The 16,136-nt window shown below is 32.7% G+C and carries 17 protein-coding genes; 1 reads left to right on the top strand and 16 read right to left on the bottom strand.

Annotated features, from left to right (window positions below; genetic code table 11):
- Positions 1 to 89 precede the first annotated feature (89 nt).
- From nusG to HMPREF2561_RS06340, 16 genes are all read right to left on the bottom strand, one after another.
- Entirely contained in the window at positions 90 to 638 is a 549-nt protein-coding gene (gene nusG / locus HMPREF2561_RS06410) for a transcription termination/antitermination protein NusG (protein ID WP_017175314.1), read from the bottom strand.
- Between the two features lie 17 nt (positions 639 to 655).
- A complete protein-coding gene (gene secE, locus HMPREF2561_RS06405) occupies positions 656 to 856 on the bottom strand; it encodes a preprotein translocase subunit SecE (RefSeq protein WP_017175313.1) in 201 nt (66 codons plus the stop codon).
- A gap of 43 nt (positions 857 to 899) precedes the next feature.
- Positions 900 to 1,043: a 50S ribosomal protein L33 gene (gene rpmG, locus HMPREF2561_RS10600; RefSeq protein WP_049336738.1), complete on the bottom strand. Its 144-nt coding sequence runs from the start codon at positions 1,041 to 1,043 to the stop codon at positions 900 to 902.
- Positions 1,044 to 1,123: 80 nt separating this feature from the next.
- The gene (locus HMPREF2561_RS06400) at positions 1,124 to 1,714 is read right to left on the bottom strand and encodes a sigma-70 family RNA polymerase sigma factor (RefSeq protein ID WP_017175312.1); all 591 of its coding nucleotides are present in this window, start codon (positions 1,712 to 1,714) and stop codon (positions 1,124 to 1,126) included.
- A 67-nt stretch (positions 1,715 to 1,781) separates the two neighbouring features.
- Complete coding sequence (locus HMPREF2561_RS06395; RefSeq protein ID WP_049415688.1) at positions 1,782 to 2,312, bottom strand: NYN domain-containing protein; 531 nt, start codon at positions 2,310 to 2,312, stop codon at positions 1,782 to 1,784.
- Entirely contained in the window at positions 2,309 to 3,058 is a 750-nt protein-coding gene (gene rlmB, locus HMPREF2561_RS06390) for a 23S rRNA (guanosine(2251)-2'-O)-methyltransferase RlmB (RefSeq protein ID WP_037541103.1), read from the bottom strand. The genes HMPREF2561_RS06395 and rlmB overlap by 4 nt, the downstream gene beginning before the upstream one ends.
- 8 nt (positions 3,059 to 3,066) lie before the next feature.
- Positions 3,067 to 3,453, bottom strand: a complete 387-nt coding sequence (locus HMPREF2561_RS06385; RefSeq protein ID WP_049419858.1) for a Mini-ribonuclease 3 — start codon at positions 3,451 to 3,453, stop codon at positions 3,067 to 3,069.
- Position 3,454: 1 nt separating this feature from the next.
- A complete protein-coding gene (cysS, locus tag HMPREF2561_RS06380) occupies positions 3,455 to 4,855 on the bottom strand; it encodes a cysteine--tRNA ligase (protein WP_048681738.1) in 1,401 nt (466 codons plus the stop codon).
- Entirely contained in the window at positions 4,839 to 5,468 is a 630-nt protein-coding gene (gene cysE, locus HMPREF2561_RS06375) for a serine O-acetyltransferase (protein ID WP_172457920.1), read from the bottom strand. The genes cysS and cysE overlap by 17 nt, the downstream gene beginning before the upstream one ends.
- A 386-nt stretch (positions 5,469 to 5,854) precedes the next feature.
- Entirely contained in the window at positions 5,855 to 7,309 is a 1,455-nt protein-coding gene (gene gltX, locus HMPREF2561_RS06370) for a glutamate--tRNA ligase (protein WP_049415694.1), read from the bottom strand.
- Between the two features lie 277 nt (positions 7,310 to 7,586).
- On the bottom strand, positions 7,587 to 8,660 hold the full coding sequence (locus HMPREF2561_RS06365; RefSeq protein ID WP_049419859.1) for a PIN/TRAM domain-containing protein: 1,074 nt from the start codon (positions 8,658 to 8,660) through the stop codon (positions 7,587 to 7,589).
- A gap of 22 nt (positions 8,661 to 8,682) precedes the next feature.
- Complete coding sequence (radA, locus tag HMPREF2561_RS06360) at positions 8,683 to 10,056, bottom strand: DNA repair protein RadA (RefSeq protein WP_049419860.1); 1,374 nt, start codon at positions 10,054 to 10,056, stop codon at positions 8,683 to 8,685.
- 133 nt (positions 10,057 to 10,189) lie between these two features.
- The gene (locus HMPREF2561_RS06355) at positions 10,190 to 12,661 is read right to left on the bottom strand and encodes an ATP-dependent Clp protease ATP-binding subunit (protein ID WP_049419861.1); all 2,472 of its coding nucleotides are present in this window, start codon (positions 12,659 to 12,661) and stop codon (positions 10,190 to 10,192) included.
- Positions 12,662 to 12,676: 15 nt separating this feature from the next.
- Complete coding sequence (locus HMPREF2561_RS06350; protein WP_049419863.1) at positions 12,677 to 13,684, bottom strand: protein arginine kinase; 1,008 nt, start codon at positions 13,682 to 13,684, stop codon at positions 12,677 to 12,679.
- Positions 13,677 to 14,240 carry a UvrB/UvrC motif-containing protein gene (locus tag HMPREF2561_RS06345; protein WP_017175301.1) on the bottom strand — a complete coding sequence of 188 codons (564 nt, stop codon included), beginning with the start codon at positions 14,238 to 14,240 and terminating at the stop codon, positions 13,677 to 13,679. The genes HMPREF2561_RS06350 and HMPREF2561_RS06345 overlap by 8 nt, the downstream gene beginning before the upstream one ends.
- 31 nt (positions 14,241 to 14,271) lie before the next feature.
- Positions 14,272 to 14,733, bottom strand: a complete 462-nt coding sequence (locus HMPREF2561_RS06340) for a CtsR family transcriptional regulator (RefSeq protein ID WP_002449017.1) — start codon at positions 14,731 to 14,733, stop codon at positions 14,272 to 14,274.
- A gap of 154 nt (positions 14,734 to 14,887) precedes the next feature.
- On the opposite strand from HMPREF2561_RS06340, the gene HMPREF2561_RS06335 reads away from it, so the two are divergent.
- A complete protein-coding gene (locus HMPREF2561_RS06335; RefSeq protein WP_049419862.1) occupies positions 14,888 to 16,102 on the top strand; it encodes a NupC/NupG family nucleoside CNT transporter in 1,215 nt (404 codons plus the stop codon).
- The last annotated feature ends 34 nt before the right edge of the window (positions 16,103 to 16,136 follow it).

Here is a 16,136-nt window from a genome sequence, read left to right as displayed (position 1 = left end):
GACCACATTATTTTAACATTAAACTTAATTAAAAATCAATAGTAAAATTTCATCTTTTTAAGCAAATCATACTTTATAATTTAAAATGATTATAATTTTTCTATTTGATCGAATTCTACTTCAACTGGTGTTTCTCTACCAAACATATCGACTAATACAGTTAATTTAAATTTATCTGCTTCGATTTCTTGAACTTCACCAACTTGATTTGCAAATGGTCCTGATTTGATGCGGACTTGTTCACCTACATCTAATTCTACATCAATTGTTTTTTCTTTAAGTCCCATTTGTTTTAAGATAAATCTCATTTCTTCAGGAAGTAATGGATTAGGTTTTGAACCTGCACCTGCTGAACCAACAAATCCTGTGACACCTGGTGTATTACGTACAACATACCATGATTCATCTGTCATAATAAGTTCTACTAAAACATACCCAGGAAATGTCTTTTTAACTTGTTTTTTTGCTTTCCCATCTTTAACTTGTGTTTCTTCCTCTTCAGGTATGACAACTCTAAAAATTTGCTCTGTCATATTCATTGATTCTACTCTTTTTTCTAAATTCTTTTTAACTTTATTTTCATATCCAGAATACGTATGCACTGCGTACCAACGCTTAGTCCCAACTTCTTCAGACATGTTGTCACTCCTTACTCTTATCTAAATAATTCAATTAAATTACCAATACCTACGTCTAATACCCAGAAAAAGACCATAAAGAAAATTACTGTAGCTACTACAATGACAGTATATTTAAAAAGTTCTTCTTTCGTAGGCCAACTTGTTTTTTCCATTTCGCTTTTAACGCCTTGGAAGAAACTTTCTTTATTCTTACTTGCGTCTTTATCTTTAGCCATAACCTTACCTCCATGCTCTTCAAAGTATATACTTATAAACTCATTACTTTGATTCTTTATGCATCGTGTGTTCATTACATCTGGAACAATATTTCTTCAGTTGTAATCTCTTAGCTGATGTTTCTTTTTTAGGTACATTATAATTTCTGCTACCACACATTTCACAAACTAAAGGTACTTTTCTCACATCAATTCACCTTTGCTCATATTAATACCAGTATACTATACATAAACTTATAATAAACTGTCAAACTCGTACTAAAATACTTAACATTTGTATTTTAATAAATATTGTTTCATTTTTATTTTACAACGTTGAATACTATTGTAAACTACTTTATCTTTTACATTTAGTCTTTTCGCTATTTCTGATGGGGAATAATCAAGTAGAAGTAAATTTGCAACTTCTCTTTCAAACATACTTAACTTCTTAAAACTATCTATCAAGTCTTCTTTACTTAATCTAGTTAAATATAGTTCTTCCGTCCTTTTTATCATTTGATTCAAACGATATTCTACTACACATTCATTGATTAACAATTGTTGACGTTGATTAAACGCATAACGTTTTCTCCAAAAATCTTTTTTTACAGAATAAACTAAACGATTTAAATAATGTTCGAATGGAACATTCGTATTAAAATTAAATGTGTGTAAAGCTAAATATATCTTTAACGAGGTATCTTGAATTAAATCTTCCAGTTCTTGATGATCTATACCTAGCATTCTAAACTTCATCATAAGTTTAGGACGTATCACATTCATTATATTTGCGAATAACTGTTCTTTCTCCAATGTATTTTGGCTATATTGAAAAGCTTTAAATATATCTTCTAGTTGTCGAAAATGATAAGTCATATACAAAACCTTTCTTTATAAGTTAGGCACATTGTATAAGACGCATCTTTTAAATATCAAGACTGTATTATTTATGTTTTTTACCATATCCTCGTCGTATTTTTTCAAATTCTGCAAGTACATCTTTTGATAACGAAATTCGAGTTCTTGGTTTACGTTCATTAAAATCATCTACTGATTTACTAACCGTCATTGCATTCTCTTTTAAATCTCGCCACATTTCTCTAGATGAAACACGATATGCACCTGCTCCAAAAATAGCATGTTGCTCGCTCATATCGCTAGTCACTACTGTAATATGTGTCGTATGTTTATTGTATAAATTATATACATAACGCTCAATATAGCTATCTGCAGTTTCTTTTTCTTTCGTAAAAACTGTTTTAACACCATGATACATGTATTCTCTTTCTATACCAGATTGTTCATATGCATCAAATACACATACAATCTCATCAGCGACAACTGCATTGTAATTGGCAATCACATCTAAGAGTTGTTCACGTGCTTCCTCTAAACTTTCTCTTGCTACTTTACTCAATTCCTTTGATTGACCAATCATATTGTAACCATCAATAATTAGATATCTATCTTTCATTGGGTGTCTCCAATTTGATGTCGTTTTCGATAGACTTCATACATCATTAAACTAGCAGCTACAGAAGCATTTAAGCTATTAACGTGGCCTACCATAGGAATTTTAATATAGAAATCACATTTATCTTTAACCAATCTACTCATACCTTGCCCTTCACTACCAATTACGATAGCCAATGGCATATCAGCAGCCATATTGCGATAATCTGTAGCATTATCCGCTTCAGCTCCTGCTACCCAATATCCATTATCTTTCAGCTCATCAATTGTTTTTGATAAATTTGTAACACGCATCACTGGGACATGTTGAATCGCACCTGTTGACGCTTTTGCGACAGTTTGTGTGAGCGCAACAGAACGTCTCTTAGGGATAATAACTCCATCTACTCCACTTGCATCTGCCGTTCTAATGATCGAACCAAGATTATGTGGGTCTTCTAAACCATCTAAAATAATTATTGTAGAAAGGCCTTCTTTTTCTTTTTGAGATTGAATAAACTGATCAAAATCTGCATATTCGTATGGTGCAATCAGTGCAGCTACACCTTGATGAGGTGCATTTGCTAAATTATCTAATTTGGATTTTGGAACAGTTTGTATAATCAATTTCTGTGCTTTAGCATTTTTTAAAATATCATTAATTTGCTGCTTTCTTATTCCTTCTTGTATCCAAATTTTATTTATTGTATGACCAGACACAATTGCTTCTTTAACAGCGTGTCTACCGACAATAACGATATCTTCCACTATGTTCACTACCTTTCATCAACAATTTGTACAATCGTATCAAGTAACGCATCTAATCGTTCATTTCGATGATCTAAATAAAGAAATCCTATAACAGCTTCTAAACCTGAACTTTTACGATACGTTTGTACATCTGTATTTTTAGCTTTCGTATAACTTTTAGCGTTACGGCCTCTTCTAACAATATCTAGTTCTTCTTCAGTAAACCATTCTTTTGTTATTAATACCTCGAGCGTTTGTGCTTGGCTTTTTGCAGACACATATTGTTTCGATACTTGGTGTAAGCGATTCGGTTTACTCTGTAATTTAAGCACAATGTATTCACGTACATGCTGGTCTAATACAGCATCTCCCATATAAGCTAACGTTAATGGGTTTAATAGCTTTGCATCCATATTAACCCCTTCTAAATCTTACACCTTGAGGCGTATCTTCAAGAATAATATTTTGTTCTTTTAGCATATCTCTAATTTCGTCAGCTCGAGCAAAATCTTTATTTTTACGTGCTTCATTACGTTCTTCGATAAGTTTTTCTATGTCTTCATCAAGTAATACATCATTTTCTTTTCCTTCTAATGGCACACCTAATACGTCACTAAAAATGTGATATACTTCTTTAAAGCGCTGAATTACTTTAGTAGATGTTGTATTTTCTAACACATATTTATTAGCTAATTTCGATAAATCATACCATGCAGTTACAGCATTTGCTGTATTAAAATCATCATCCATTACAGCTTCAAATTGTTTTAAAATATCATTAATTTGATCAATATAGTCTGTTTGTGTTTCTAAATCAGTTGCGATTGCTTCTCTTTCTTTAATTAATTGATAACTATTACGTATACGCTCTAATCCACTTTTAGCAGCATTTACTAATTCAACGTTATAGTTGATTGGACTTCTATAATGAACACTGATCATGAAGAAACGTAATACATCTGGATCAATTTCTTTAATAATATCGTGTACTAAAATAAAGTTACCTAATGATTTACTCATTTTTTCATTATCTATATTAATAAAACCATTATGCATCCAATAATTAGCAAAAGGCGCGTGATTGTGTGCTTCAGATTGCGCTATTTCATTTTCATGATGTGGAAATTGTAAATCTGATCCTCCTGCATGGATATCAATTGTTTTTCCCAATTCATGATAAGCCATTACAGAGCATTCAATATGCCATCCTGGACGTCCTTGTCCAAATGGGCTCTCCCAACTAATTTCTCCAGGTTTTGCCTTTTTCCATAGCGTAAAGTCCAATGCATCCTCTTTTTGTTCACCTGCTTCTATACGAGCGCCAACTTTTAAATCATCAATAGACTGATGACTTAATTTACCATATCCATCAAATTTACGGGTTCTAAAATACACATCTCCATTACTTTCATATGCATAACCTTCATCTACAAGTTGTTTAATGAAGTCAATGATTTCATCCATATGATTCATTACTCGCGGATTAGATGTCGCTCTTTTAACATTAAGTGCCCCTACATCTTCATAGAATGCCTTGATATATCGATCAGCAATTTCTGGCACACTTTCATTTAATTCTTTAGACCGATTAATGAGTTTATCATCTACATCAGTAAAATTAGATACGTAATCAACCGTATAGCCTTTATATTCAAAATATCGACGTACCACGTCATAATTAATTGCTGGACGGGCATTACCAATATGAATGTAATTATACACTGTAGGTCCACATACATACATTTTTACCTTACCAGGCTCAATAGGCTTAAACACCTCTTTTTGACGTGTTAAAGTATTATATAATGTAATCATCTTTAATCTCTCCATTCTTAGCTTTTTCCAATTGTCGTTCTAGTTGCTTAATTTGTTCAAATAAAGGATCAGGCAAATTACGATGATCAAATGTCTTCCCAATTCGTTTTCCTTCTTGTTTAACAATATGACCTGGAATGCCTACAACTGTTGTATAACTTGGCACAGATTGTAAGACTACTGAATTCGCACCAATATTAACATTAGAATCAATTTGGATATTTCCTAAAACCTTTGATCCTGCTGCAATTAAAACATTATCTCCAATATCTGGATGACGCTTTCCTTTTTGTTTACCTGTACCACCAAGTGTCACGCCTTGATAAATAGTTACGTTATCTCCAATCGTACATGTTTCACCAATGACTACACCCATACCATGATCAATAAATAGACGTTTTCCGATTTTTGCTCCAGGATGAATCTCAATTCCTGTAAAAAAGCGAGATACTTGTGAAATCATTCTCGCCAAAACGTAGTGTTTTTTATTATATAATTTATGTGCAATTAAGTGACTCCATACCGCATGCAAGCCTGCATAAGTTGTGATTACTTCAAATGTTGTACGTGCTGCAGGGTCTTGTTCAAATACCATTTTTACATCATCTTTCATTCTTTTTATCAAGACGCTCGCCTCCCCATTTTCTATATATTATGAATATCTTACAGTCCATGTATAATAATTCAAATATTTAAAAAAAGCGCCCCTAACATTAACTGCTAGAGGCGCTATTGCACGGTTCCACTCTTCATTTTAGATAAAGTAAGTTGATGAACATACTAGTCTACCTTATCATACTCATTTCTATATTTAATTGAACATTCAAAGGTGCATTCGATATAGATAATGATATGCTCACAGCAACCGCATACTCTCTAACAACATTATCGTATATTTACTAATCCTTTAACTAACATATGTTTAATTTTATCATAAGAAGTTTTTTATAAAATTTCAAGTTTAAACATGTGTGTCTGACTTATTATATTAACATTGTTTTAAACATATTTTTTTAAACGAGATAGTACTTTTTCTTTTCCTAATACTTCAATTGTATTCGGTAATTCAGGACCATGCATTTGACCAGTCACTGCTACACGAATAGGCATAAATAATTGTTTACCTTTAATACCCGTTTCTTTTTGTACTTCTTTAATCGTTTTTTTAATTTCAGCAGCTTCAAATGGTTCAAGCGCTTCTAATTTACCATATAAATGAGACATTAATTCAGGAACTTGTTCGCCATTTAATACCTCTTGTTCTTCTTCACCTAATTCAGGCATATCATGGAAGAACATTTCTGATAACGGAACAATTTCTCCTGCATAACTCATTTCTTTTTGATAAAGACCAATTAATTTGCGTCCCCATTCTTTATCTTCTTCACTTGGATTTTCAGGAATTAAATTTGCTTTGATCAAGTGTGGTAAAGCAAGCTCAAATACTGTTTCTGTATCTTTTGTTTTCATATATTGGTTGTTAACCCAAGCTAATTTTTGTCTATCAAACATTGCTGGAGATTTAGAAAGACGTTGTTCATCAAAAATCTTAATAAATTCTTCTTTAGAAAAGATCTCATCTTCACCTTCAGGAGACCAACCGAGTAAAGCAATAAAATTAAATAACGCTTCAGGTAAATAACCTAAATCACGATATTGCTCGATAAATTGTAAAATTTGGCCATCTCGTTTACTTAATTTTTTACGTTGTTCATTTACAATTAATGACATATGCGCAAAACGTGGTGATTCCCAACCAAATGCTTCATAAATCATTAATTGCTTAGGTGTATTTGATACATGATCATCTCCACGAATAACATCAGAAATTTCCATATAGTGATCATCTACTGCTACCGCGAAATTATACGTAGGGACGCCATCTTTTTTCACGATAACCCAATCTCCAATATTATTAGAGTCAAAAGAAATTTCTCCTTTAACCATATCATCAAATGTATATGTTTTATCTTTTGGAACACGGAAACGAATAGCGGGTTTGCGTCCTTCAGCTTCAAATTGTTGACGTTGTTCTTCAGTTAGATGTGCATGTTTACCGCCATATCGTGGCATTTCTCCACGAGCAATTTGAGCTTCACGTTCTTCTTCTAATTCTTCTTCAGTCATGTAACATTTGTATGCTTTATCTTCATCTAATAATTGTTGAATAAGTGGATTATAGATGTCTGCACGTTCAGACTGACGATAAGGACCATGACCTTTGTCTTTATCGATAGATTCATCCCAATCTAAGCCTAACCATTTTAAGTTATCAAATTGTGAAGATTCTCCATCTTCAAGATTTCTTTTACTATCTGTATCTTCAATACGTACTACAAAATCTCCATCATAATGTTTAGCAAATAAATAATTAAATAATGCAGTTCTTGCATTTCCGATGTGTAAATATCCAGTTGGACTTGGCGCATATCTTACTCTTACGCGTTCACTCATTCGTTTCACTCCTAATTTTATTATTCATTCTTTATAGCGAATGATTTCTTTCATTAGAAAAAAGTTATCCCAAACAATCTTTAAAGAATCGTTTTTGAATAACTTTAACTTCTAATCTATACTTAGATCAACTTCGCATTTCCTTATTATTGTAGCATTAATTGGCTGGTTTGATAAGTCTATTGCTGTTGTTGTTACGTTACGCATCAATATCTCATAGCGAAAAATGTTATACAATAATTTATAAATGACTACGTTTCACATGAAACCCTTTTCTCTATTCACTTAAGGACTCCTCTATAGTCTTAGCAAATATAATACGACCAGATGATGTTTGTAATAAACTAATGACTTCTAATTCAACCTGTTTACCTATAAGAGATTTGGCATGATCTACAACTACCATTGTTCCATCATCTAGATATCCTACCCCTTGGCCAGGTTCTTTACCCATTTTAGTTAATAAAATATTAAGTCGGTCACCTTGATGAACATTGGGTTTAATTGCTTCTGACAAATCATTAACATTTAATGCAGTAATCCCTTGAACATGACATACCTTATTCAAGTTGAAATCGGTTGTAATGACATGAGCATGATAAACTTGAGCTAATTCAACTAACAGTTTGTCAATATCACTATGAGATTTTTGAGGGTGAATCACACGAGTTGGATAGTCTAAATCATAAAGTTGATTTAAAATATCTAATCCACGTTGTCCTTTTTCACGTTTGATACTATCATTAGCATCTGCAACTACTTGTAATTCATTTATAACTCCTTGAGGAATAAGAATTTCTCCATCTATAAATCCGCATTTAATAATATCTAAAATTCTTCCATCAATAATTGCACTTGTATCTAACAGTTTAGGTATGGCGCTGATATTATTTTTAGACATTGAACGTGCTATATTTTCTGGCAAAAACATAAGCATTTCATCACGCTTTTTCAAACCAAACTGGAATCCTAAATAACATAATAATAATGTAATAATAATAGGCACAAGGTGATTTAATATAGAATTTCCTATCATTTCTAAAATAAATGAAGCCATTACTGAAATAAATAAACCAACGACTAATCCTAGTGTAGCAAACAAAATTTCAACTGCACTACGTTGCATAATCCACATTTCAGCTTCTTTAAGTAATCGTGTTACTTTATTAATAAATAAACCAAATATTAGAAAGAATACAATCATCCCTATTAAACCATCAACATAATGATTAGTATAAATGGAATGGTTGTTCATACCTAAATCATTTAAAATTTCTGGAATTAACATGATTCCAAATGATGCACCAAGAATGATGTAGATTATAATAACAATTCCTTTTAATACCTTCATACGTTATCACCCCTTTAAATGCCTATGATGAGCGATTACTAAACGCATATGTTAAGGCATCATGTACTGTTGTCACGCCAACGACCTGAACACCTTCTGGGAATGTCCATCCACCTATATTCGTTTTGGGAATAATCACTCTCTTAAATCCTAGTTTTGCCGCTTCTTGTACACGTTGCTCAATACGCGATACTCGTCTTACTTCACCAGTTAATCCCACTTCACCAATATAACAATCCAAACCATCTACGGCTTTATCTTTAAAACTTGAAGCAGTCGCTACAATAATACTTAAATCTACAGCCGGTTCAGTAAGTCTCACTCCACCCGCTACTTTAATGTAAGCATCTTGTTGTTGTAAAAGATAATTTTCTTTTTTCTCTAAAACAGCCATAAGTAAGCTAAGTCGATTGTGGTCGATGCCTGTGGCCATTCGTCTTGGATTATTAAATGTAGTAGGTGTTACTAGAGATTGCACCTCAATCAATAGTGGTCGTGTGCCTTCCATAGTAGCAACAATTGTTGATCCTGGAACATTTGTAGAACGTTCTTCTAAAAACATTTCTGAAGGGTTTTGTACCCCTTTCAAACCACTTTGTTTCATTTCAAAAATACCCATTTCATTCGTTGAACCAAAACGATTTTTAACTGCTCTTAAAATTCGATAAGCATGGTGTTCATCACCTTCGAAGTATAAAACTGTATCTACCATATGTTCTAATAATCTTGGACCAGCAATTTGTCCTTCTTTTGTTACGTGACCTACTATAAAAGTTGCGATATTCATTTGTTTTGCAATATTCATTAAACTTTGTGTACTTTCTCGAACTTGTGATACTGAGCCAGGTGCTGAACTAATCTCAGGATGATAAATCGTTTGAATTGAATCGACAACAAGTATATCTGGGCGCTCTTGTTCCACGGTTTGATGAATAACTTCTAAATCTGTTTCAGCTAGTACATTTAAATTACTAGAGTCTTCCTCTAAACGATCTGCACGCAATTTCGTTTGATTTAGTGATTCTTCACCCGTGATATAAAGTACATTAAGTTTCTGTGATAACGATGCACAAATCTGTAATAATAATGTAGATTTCCCAATACCCGGGTCGCCGCCAATCAGTACGAGTGATCCACTAACAATTCCGCCACCAAGTACACGATTAAATTCTTTAGAGTCCGTTTGAACTCTCGGTGTTGCCTCATGCTTAATACTATTTAATTTCTGTACTTTTGCTTGTGTCTCTTTTGCCTTTACGCCATGCTTTGGATTGGAAGTCTTTTCAATAATTTCCTCCATTTGATTCCAAGCACCACAATTCGGACATTTTCCCATCCATTTAGGAGACTGATATCCACAAGCCATACATTCGAAAATTACTTTTTTCTTGGCCAAAACTGCACCTCCGATTTTTTTGAACATATCTATTTTATATGTATCCAGTTATAATGACAAATTTAAATATATATATAAATGAAAAGAAGAGTCTAGGATTTAATGACTCCTAGACTCTGAATTTAAGCTCTTTTTATTCTTCTGTTGCTGGTTCTTTTGTATCTTCTATATTATTTTCTTGTTTATCATGGATATCATATTTGAATTCATTACCATCATGATCAATTGTGACTTCTTTTCCTTCAATTTGATTACCATCAAGTATCAATTCACTTAAATTATCTTCAACTGTTTTTTGAATTGATCTAATTAATGGACGAGCACCGTATTCTGGATCATATCCTTCTTCGGCAATTTTTTCTTTAGCTTTATCAGTAACTACAATATTAATATCTTGTTCTGATAAACGTTTTGTTAATTTATTTACCATCATAGTCACAATTTCTTTAAGTTCATCTTTTGTTAATTTATGGAAAACAATAATATCATCTACACGGTTTAAGAACTCAGGACGGAATGAATTTTTAAGTTCTTTCATCATAGTTCTACGAATTGTTTCATAATCTTGTCCTTCAGATGCACCACCGAATCCAGCGAAACGTTGATCTTGTAGTTCTTGTGCTCCTACATTTGATGTCATAATAATAACAGTATTACGGAAATCAACTTGACGCCCTTTTGTATCAGTTAGATGTCCATCATCAAGTACTTGTAATAAGATATTAAACACATCTGGATGCGCTTTTTCAATTTCATCAAATAGGATAACAGAATATGGCTTACGTCTAACTTTTTCAGTTAATTGACCGCCATCATCATGGCCTACATAACCTGGAGGCGCTCCAACTAAACGACTCACAGCATGTTTCTCCATAAATTCACTCATATCAACACGTATCATTGCGTCTTCTTCACCAAACATTGATTCAGCTAATGCACGTGCAAGTTCTGTTTTACCTACACCCGTTGGTCCTAAGAAAATGAAACTACCGATTGGACGTTTAGGGTCTTTTAGGCCTGCACGTGCACGACGAACTGCTTTACTAATAGAAGTTACAGCATCTTTTTGTCCAATTACTCGATCATGTAATGTTTCTTCTAAATTAAGCAAACGATCTGACTCTGTTTCATTAATTCTAGTTAATGGAATACCTGTCCATCCTGCAATAACTTCAGCAATATCTTCTTTAGATAATGACGTTGATTGTCCACCTTGAGATGTCTTCCATTCATTTTTAGCATCTTCATATTGTTTTTCAAGTTTTGATTGTTTATCTCTTAAGTTAGCTGCATTTTCAAATTCTTGTGCATGGACGGCAGCATCTTTTTCATTTTTAACTTTTTCAATTTCTTGTTCAATCTCTTTTAAATTATTTGGAGTTGTGTGACTTTTTAGTCTCACTTTTGAACTTGCTTCGTCAATCAAATCAATTGCTTTATCTGGTAAGAAACGATCAGATACATAACGGTTACTTAATTTAGCAGCCGCTTCCAGTGCTTCATCAGAAATATTAATACGATGATGAGCTTCGTAGCGATCACGTAAACCTTTTAGAATAGCAACAGTATCTTCTACAGAAGGTTCATCAACTTGAATAGGTTGGAAACGACGTTCTAATGCAGCATCTTTTTCGATGTTTTTACGATATTCATCTAATGTTGTTGCACCAATGCATTGTAATTCACCACGCGCTAACGCTGGTTTTAAAATATTAGATGCATCAATTGCACCTTCTGCACCACCAGCACCAACTAGTGTATGCAATTCATCAATGAATAAAATGACATTACCTGCATGATGGATTTCATCCATGACTTTTTTCAAACGTTCTTCGAATTCACCACGATATTTAGTACCTGCCACGACTGTTCCCATATCTAGTGACATTACACGTTTATTTTTTAGCGTTTCTGGCACTTCATTATTTACAATAGCTTGTGCAAGACCTTCAGCAATGGCTGTTTTACCTACACCTGGTTCACCAATAAGTACAGGGTTATTTTTAGTTCTACGACTTAATACTTCAATAACACGTGTAATTTCTTTATCTCTACCCACAACTGGATCTAACGTACCGTCTTTAGCAATAACTGTTAAGTCTCGTGCTAGTCCATCCAATGTAGGAGTATTGTTTGATTTATTTGCAGTTGCATTTTTAGTATTCATTTCAGGACTACCTAATGCTTTTACTACTTGTGCACGTGCTTTAGTAATATTCAAATCTAAGTTAGCAAATACACGTGCTGCTACTCCTTCATTTTCACGAATTAAACCTAATAAAATATGTTCTGTACCTACAAAATTATGATGCAATTTTCTTGCCTCATCCATTGATAGTTCAATGACTTTTTTAGCTCTTGGGGTATAGTGCAACGTACCTGAATGTTCTTGACCATGACCGATTAATTTTTCAACTTCTTCAATAACTTTATCTTCAGTAATATTAAAACTTTCAAGTACTTTAGCAGCAATACCTTCTGGTTCTTTCATTAATCCAAGTAGTAAGTGCTCAGTACCAATGTTCGAATGATTTAAACGAATTGCTTCTTCTTGTGCATGTGCTAATACACGTTGTGCGCGTTCAGTTAATCTACCAAATAACATATCGTTTACAACCTCCTAATTTGTATGTTTTCTTAATATATTTGCCCGTTTTTCATTTACAGATACGTTTTCATCTTCATCATTATATAAAAACGCAGATTGGATACTTACCATTAATTCATTAAACTTAAAGTTACTTAAATTTAAATATCCTAAATCTATGCCTAACTTAATTTCACTTAATCTATATGACGCTTCTTCCATTGATATCATACGGCTATTTTGTAATATTCCTAACGAACGATAAATACGGTCAAGCGTTTCTAATTCACTATATTGTGTTAAACGTTCACGAATTTGCATTTCTTCATTAATAATTTGTTGAACTACTTCTGTCAGCTGGTCAATAATATCTTCTTCTGTCTTACCTAATGTAAGTTGATTTGAAATTTGATAAATATGACCATAAACTTGTGAACTCTCTCCATATATACCTCGAATCGTAAATCCAAAACGATTAATTGTTTGTGCAATACGATTCATACGTTTCATTATAGATAATCCAGGTAAATGAAGCATCACACTTGCTCGCATTCCAGTCCCAATATTTGTAGGACAAGTCGTTAAATAACCTAAATCTTCATCGAAACTAATTTCTAATTGTTCATCAAGAATATCATCAATTTCTGAAGCCTTTTGATATAAATCTGTCAGAGATAAATCATTACCCATTGCTTGAATTCGTATATGATCTTCTTCATTAATCATAATACTTAAAGATTCATCTTCATTTAATAACACCGCTGAAGCTGGTTGTTTAATCAATTCTTTACTAATGAGATGTTTAGCCACTAACTTCATCTTACTTTGTTGGTCCATGGTATCTAAACGCATTAAAGATAAATTAGGTAGTGCATCTTGCACTTCATTGATTACTCTAAAACCTGCTTGTTCAGATGGAAACATTAAAGGATGAACATGATTTTCTAAATTACGTGCTAAACGAATACGCGAAGACATTACAATGGGAGATTCATCTGTTTCTTTCATCCATTCACTAATATGTGCATCCATATCATTCATCATGCTCCATCTCGCTTTCATGTTTCAAGGCTTTAATTTCATCTCTAATGACAGCTGCTTCTTCAAATTTTTGCTTTTCAATTAATATATTTAAGTAATTCGTTTTTTCTTCAATTTGTTTTTTTATTGCCAGTTTATGATGTGAAGAACGAGGCATCTTGCCTACATGTTCAAATTGTCCACCTTGTACTCGTCTTACAATATCAACAATATCCTCTTTAAATACTGCATAGCAATTTGCACATCCAAATTTACCTACATGAGCTATATCTTTCAATGTCATATTACATGTAGGACATCGTTTTTCTTCTTGAAATGCTACTTCATGAAAATTTAATCCGTGTTTAGTTGCTAAATGTTGTAAGATTTGTTTGACTACAAAGGCTTCTTCAATATCATCTTGAAACTCTGAATGTGACGCAGCATGTTCTTGTTGATTCCAAGGTTGCTCTCCTTGCGCACATTCTGAACACACCCACTTTTCAGAGGTACCATCTTTACTTTTTACTGTGAGTTTAACCTCTGCTTCATTTAAATGACAATTTTCGCAAAGCACACATAGACACCTCGCATTTCTTTATTATTTATTAATAGTAATTAATGATAGGTAATAATCGTTTGAGAATATTTGCTCTAATAATATCTCTAGAAACAACATCCATTGATAGTGTTTCACGATCAATAATCACTTGAATCATTCTTGCTTCTCTATCACTAATTAATCCTTTATCTAACAAACCATCAATTATATAATATGCTTGCTGTTGAGATATAGAAGGACCAATTAATTGCAATAGATGATTAATATAACCCGTTGCATCTTTATTTTCAATTTTCGTGATTCGGATATATCCTCCTCCACCACGTTTACTTTCTATTTCATAACCATGTTCATTTGTAAATCTCGTTTTAATAACATAGTTGAGTTGAGAAGGCACACAATCGAAACGTTGAGCAATATTAGCTCTTTGAATTTCTACCATATCTTCATTACTTTCTTCAAATAATTGTTTAATGTATTGTTCTATGATGTCAGACATGTTGTGCATGATTTACCACCCCTTTTGACCTTCTTTGACTATATTATATGACCAACTTTGACCTTTTTCAACCAATTTGTTTTTTTTATTTAAAAATATTAATGTTACTTCTATTATTTTATTGTATTATATAAGATAAAGAGAATTTTAAAGGAGTAGAATCATGCATATTCTTATTGGGATCATTGGGATTATTGTCTTTTTAGCGCTGGCATTTTTATTTAGTTCAGATAAAAAGAATGTTCGTTGGCACTATGTTGGATTATTATTAATTATTCAACTTATATTCGCATTTATTCTTTTGAAAACGACTGCTGGTATTACAATTATTGGTGGTATTTCAAATGGATTTAACTATTTGTTACAAAAAGCTGCTGAAGGGGTTAATTTTGTTTTTGGAGGATTTAAATTTGTAGATCCAAAAAATCCACCATTCTTCTTTAGTGTCTTATTACCAATCGTATTTATTTCGGCATTAATTGGTATTTTACAATATACTAGAATTCTTCCATGGATTATTAATGTGTTAGGGTTCTTAATCTCTAAAATTAATGGTATGGGGCGTTTAGAATCATATAATGCAGTAGCAGCTGCGATTCTTGGCCAATCTGAAGTATTTATTTCATTAAAACAACAATTACCATATATACCTAAACAACGTTTATATACTTTAACTGCTTCTGCAATGTCTACTGTATCTGCATCTATTATCGGTGCATATTTTACATTGATTGAACCTAAATACGTTGTTACAGCGGTTGTATTAAACTTATTTGGTGGCTTCATTATTGCTTCTATTATTAACCCTTATACAGTTAATGAAGAAGATGATAAATTGCTAGTGGATGAATCAGAAACTAAAAAACAATCATTTTTTGAAATGTTAGGTGAATATATTTTAGATGGTTTCAAAGTAGCAGTTATCGTTGGTGCAATGTTAATTGGCTACATTGCAATCATTGCTTTATTAAATGGCCTTGTAAGTGGTATTTTTAGTTTAATTTCTGGCGGAGCAATCAAATGGGATTTCCAAACGTTAATTGGTTTTGTGTTTGCGCCATTTGCTTTCTTAGCAGGTGTTCCTTGGCAGGATGCAGTTAAATCAGGTTCTGTGATGGCAACAAAATTATTATCTAATGAATTTGTTGCTATGCAATCACTTGGAAGCTTGAAGGATATTTCTGAACATGCAAAAGGTATTACGTCTGTATTTCTAGTTTCATTTGCTAACTTTAGTTCTATTGGTATCATTTCTGGTGCGATTAAATCACTTAACTCTGAAAAAGGTGATGTCGTAGCACGTTTTGGTATTAAGTTATTATTCGGTGCAACACTTGTATCATTTATTTCAGCTGCTATCGCTGGATTCTTCATTTAATAAGAAAGAGGCTGGGACATAATTCCTAACAAAA

Origin of the sequence: Staphylococcus sp. HMSC069E10, from assembly GCF_001809205.1 — a bacterium.
In the GTDB taxonomy this organism is placed as follows: domain Bacteria; phylum Bacillota; class Bacilli; order Staphylococcales; family Staphylococcaceae; genus Staphylococcus; species Staphylococcus hominis.
Note: the sequence above shows the minus strand (reverse complement) of the source record. Positions and strands in the feature narration are given on the sequence as shown.

Coding starts and splice junctions, on each gene's coding strand:
- nusG (WP_017175314.1), bottom strand. CDS start 638: ATGTCTGAAGAAGTTGGGACTAAGCGTTGGTACGCAGTGCATACGTAT.
- secE (WP_017175313.1), bottom strand. CDS start 856: ATGGCTAAAGATAAAGACGCAAGTAAGAATAAAGAAAGTTTCTTCCAA.
- HMPREF2561_RS06400 (WP_017175312.1), bottom strand. CDS start 1,714: ATGACTTATCATTTTCGACAACTAGAAGATATATTTAAAGCTTTTCAA.
- HMPREF2561_RS06395 (WP_049415688.1), bottom strand. CDS start 2,312: ATGAAAGATAGATATCTAATTATTGATGGTTACAATATGATTGGTCAA.
- HMPREF2561_RS06385 (WP_049419858.1), bottom strand. CDS start 3,453: ATGGATGCAAAGCTATTAAACCCATTAACGTTAGCTTATATGGGAGAT.
- cysS (WP_048681738.1), bottom strand. CDS start 4,855: ATGATTACATTATATAATACTTTAACACGTCAAAAAGAGGTGTTTAAG.
- cysE (WP_172457920.1), bottom strand. CDS start 5,468: ATGAAAGATGATGTAAAAATGGTATTTGAACAAGACCCTGCAGCACGT.
- gltX (WP_049415694.1), bottom strand. CDS start 7,309: ATGAGTGAACGCGTAAGAGTAAGATATGCGCCAAGTCCAACTGGATAT.
- HMPREF2561_RS06365 (WP_049419859.1), bottom strand. CDS start 8,660: ATGAAGGTATTAAAAGGAATTGTTATTATAATCTACATCATTCTTGGT.
- HMPREF2561_RS06355 (WP_049419861.1), bottom strand. CDS start 12,661: ATGTTATTTGGTAGATTAACTGAACGCGCACAACGTGTATTAGCACAT.
- HMPREF2561_RS06350 (WP_049419863.1), bottom strand. CDS start 13,684: ATGAATGATATGGATGCACATATTAGTGAATGGATGAAAGAAACAGAT.
- HMPREF2561_RS06340 (WP_002449017.1), bottom strand. CDS start 14,733: ATGCACAACATGTCTGACATCATAGAACAATACATTAAACAATTATTT.
- HMPREF2561_RS06335 (WP_049419862.1), top strand. CDS start 14,888: ATGCATATTCTTATTGGGATCATTGGGATTATTGTCTTTTTAGCGCTG.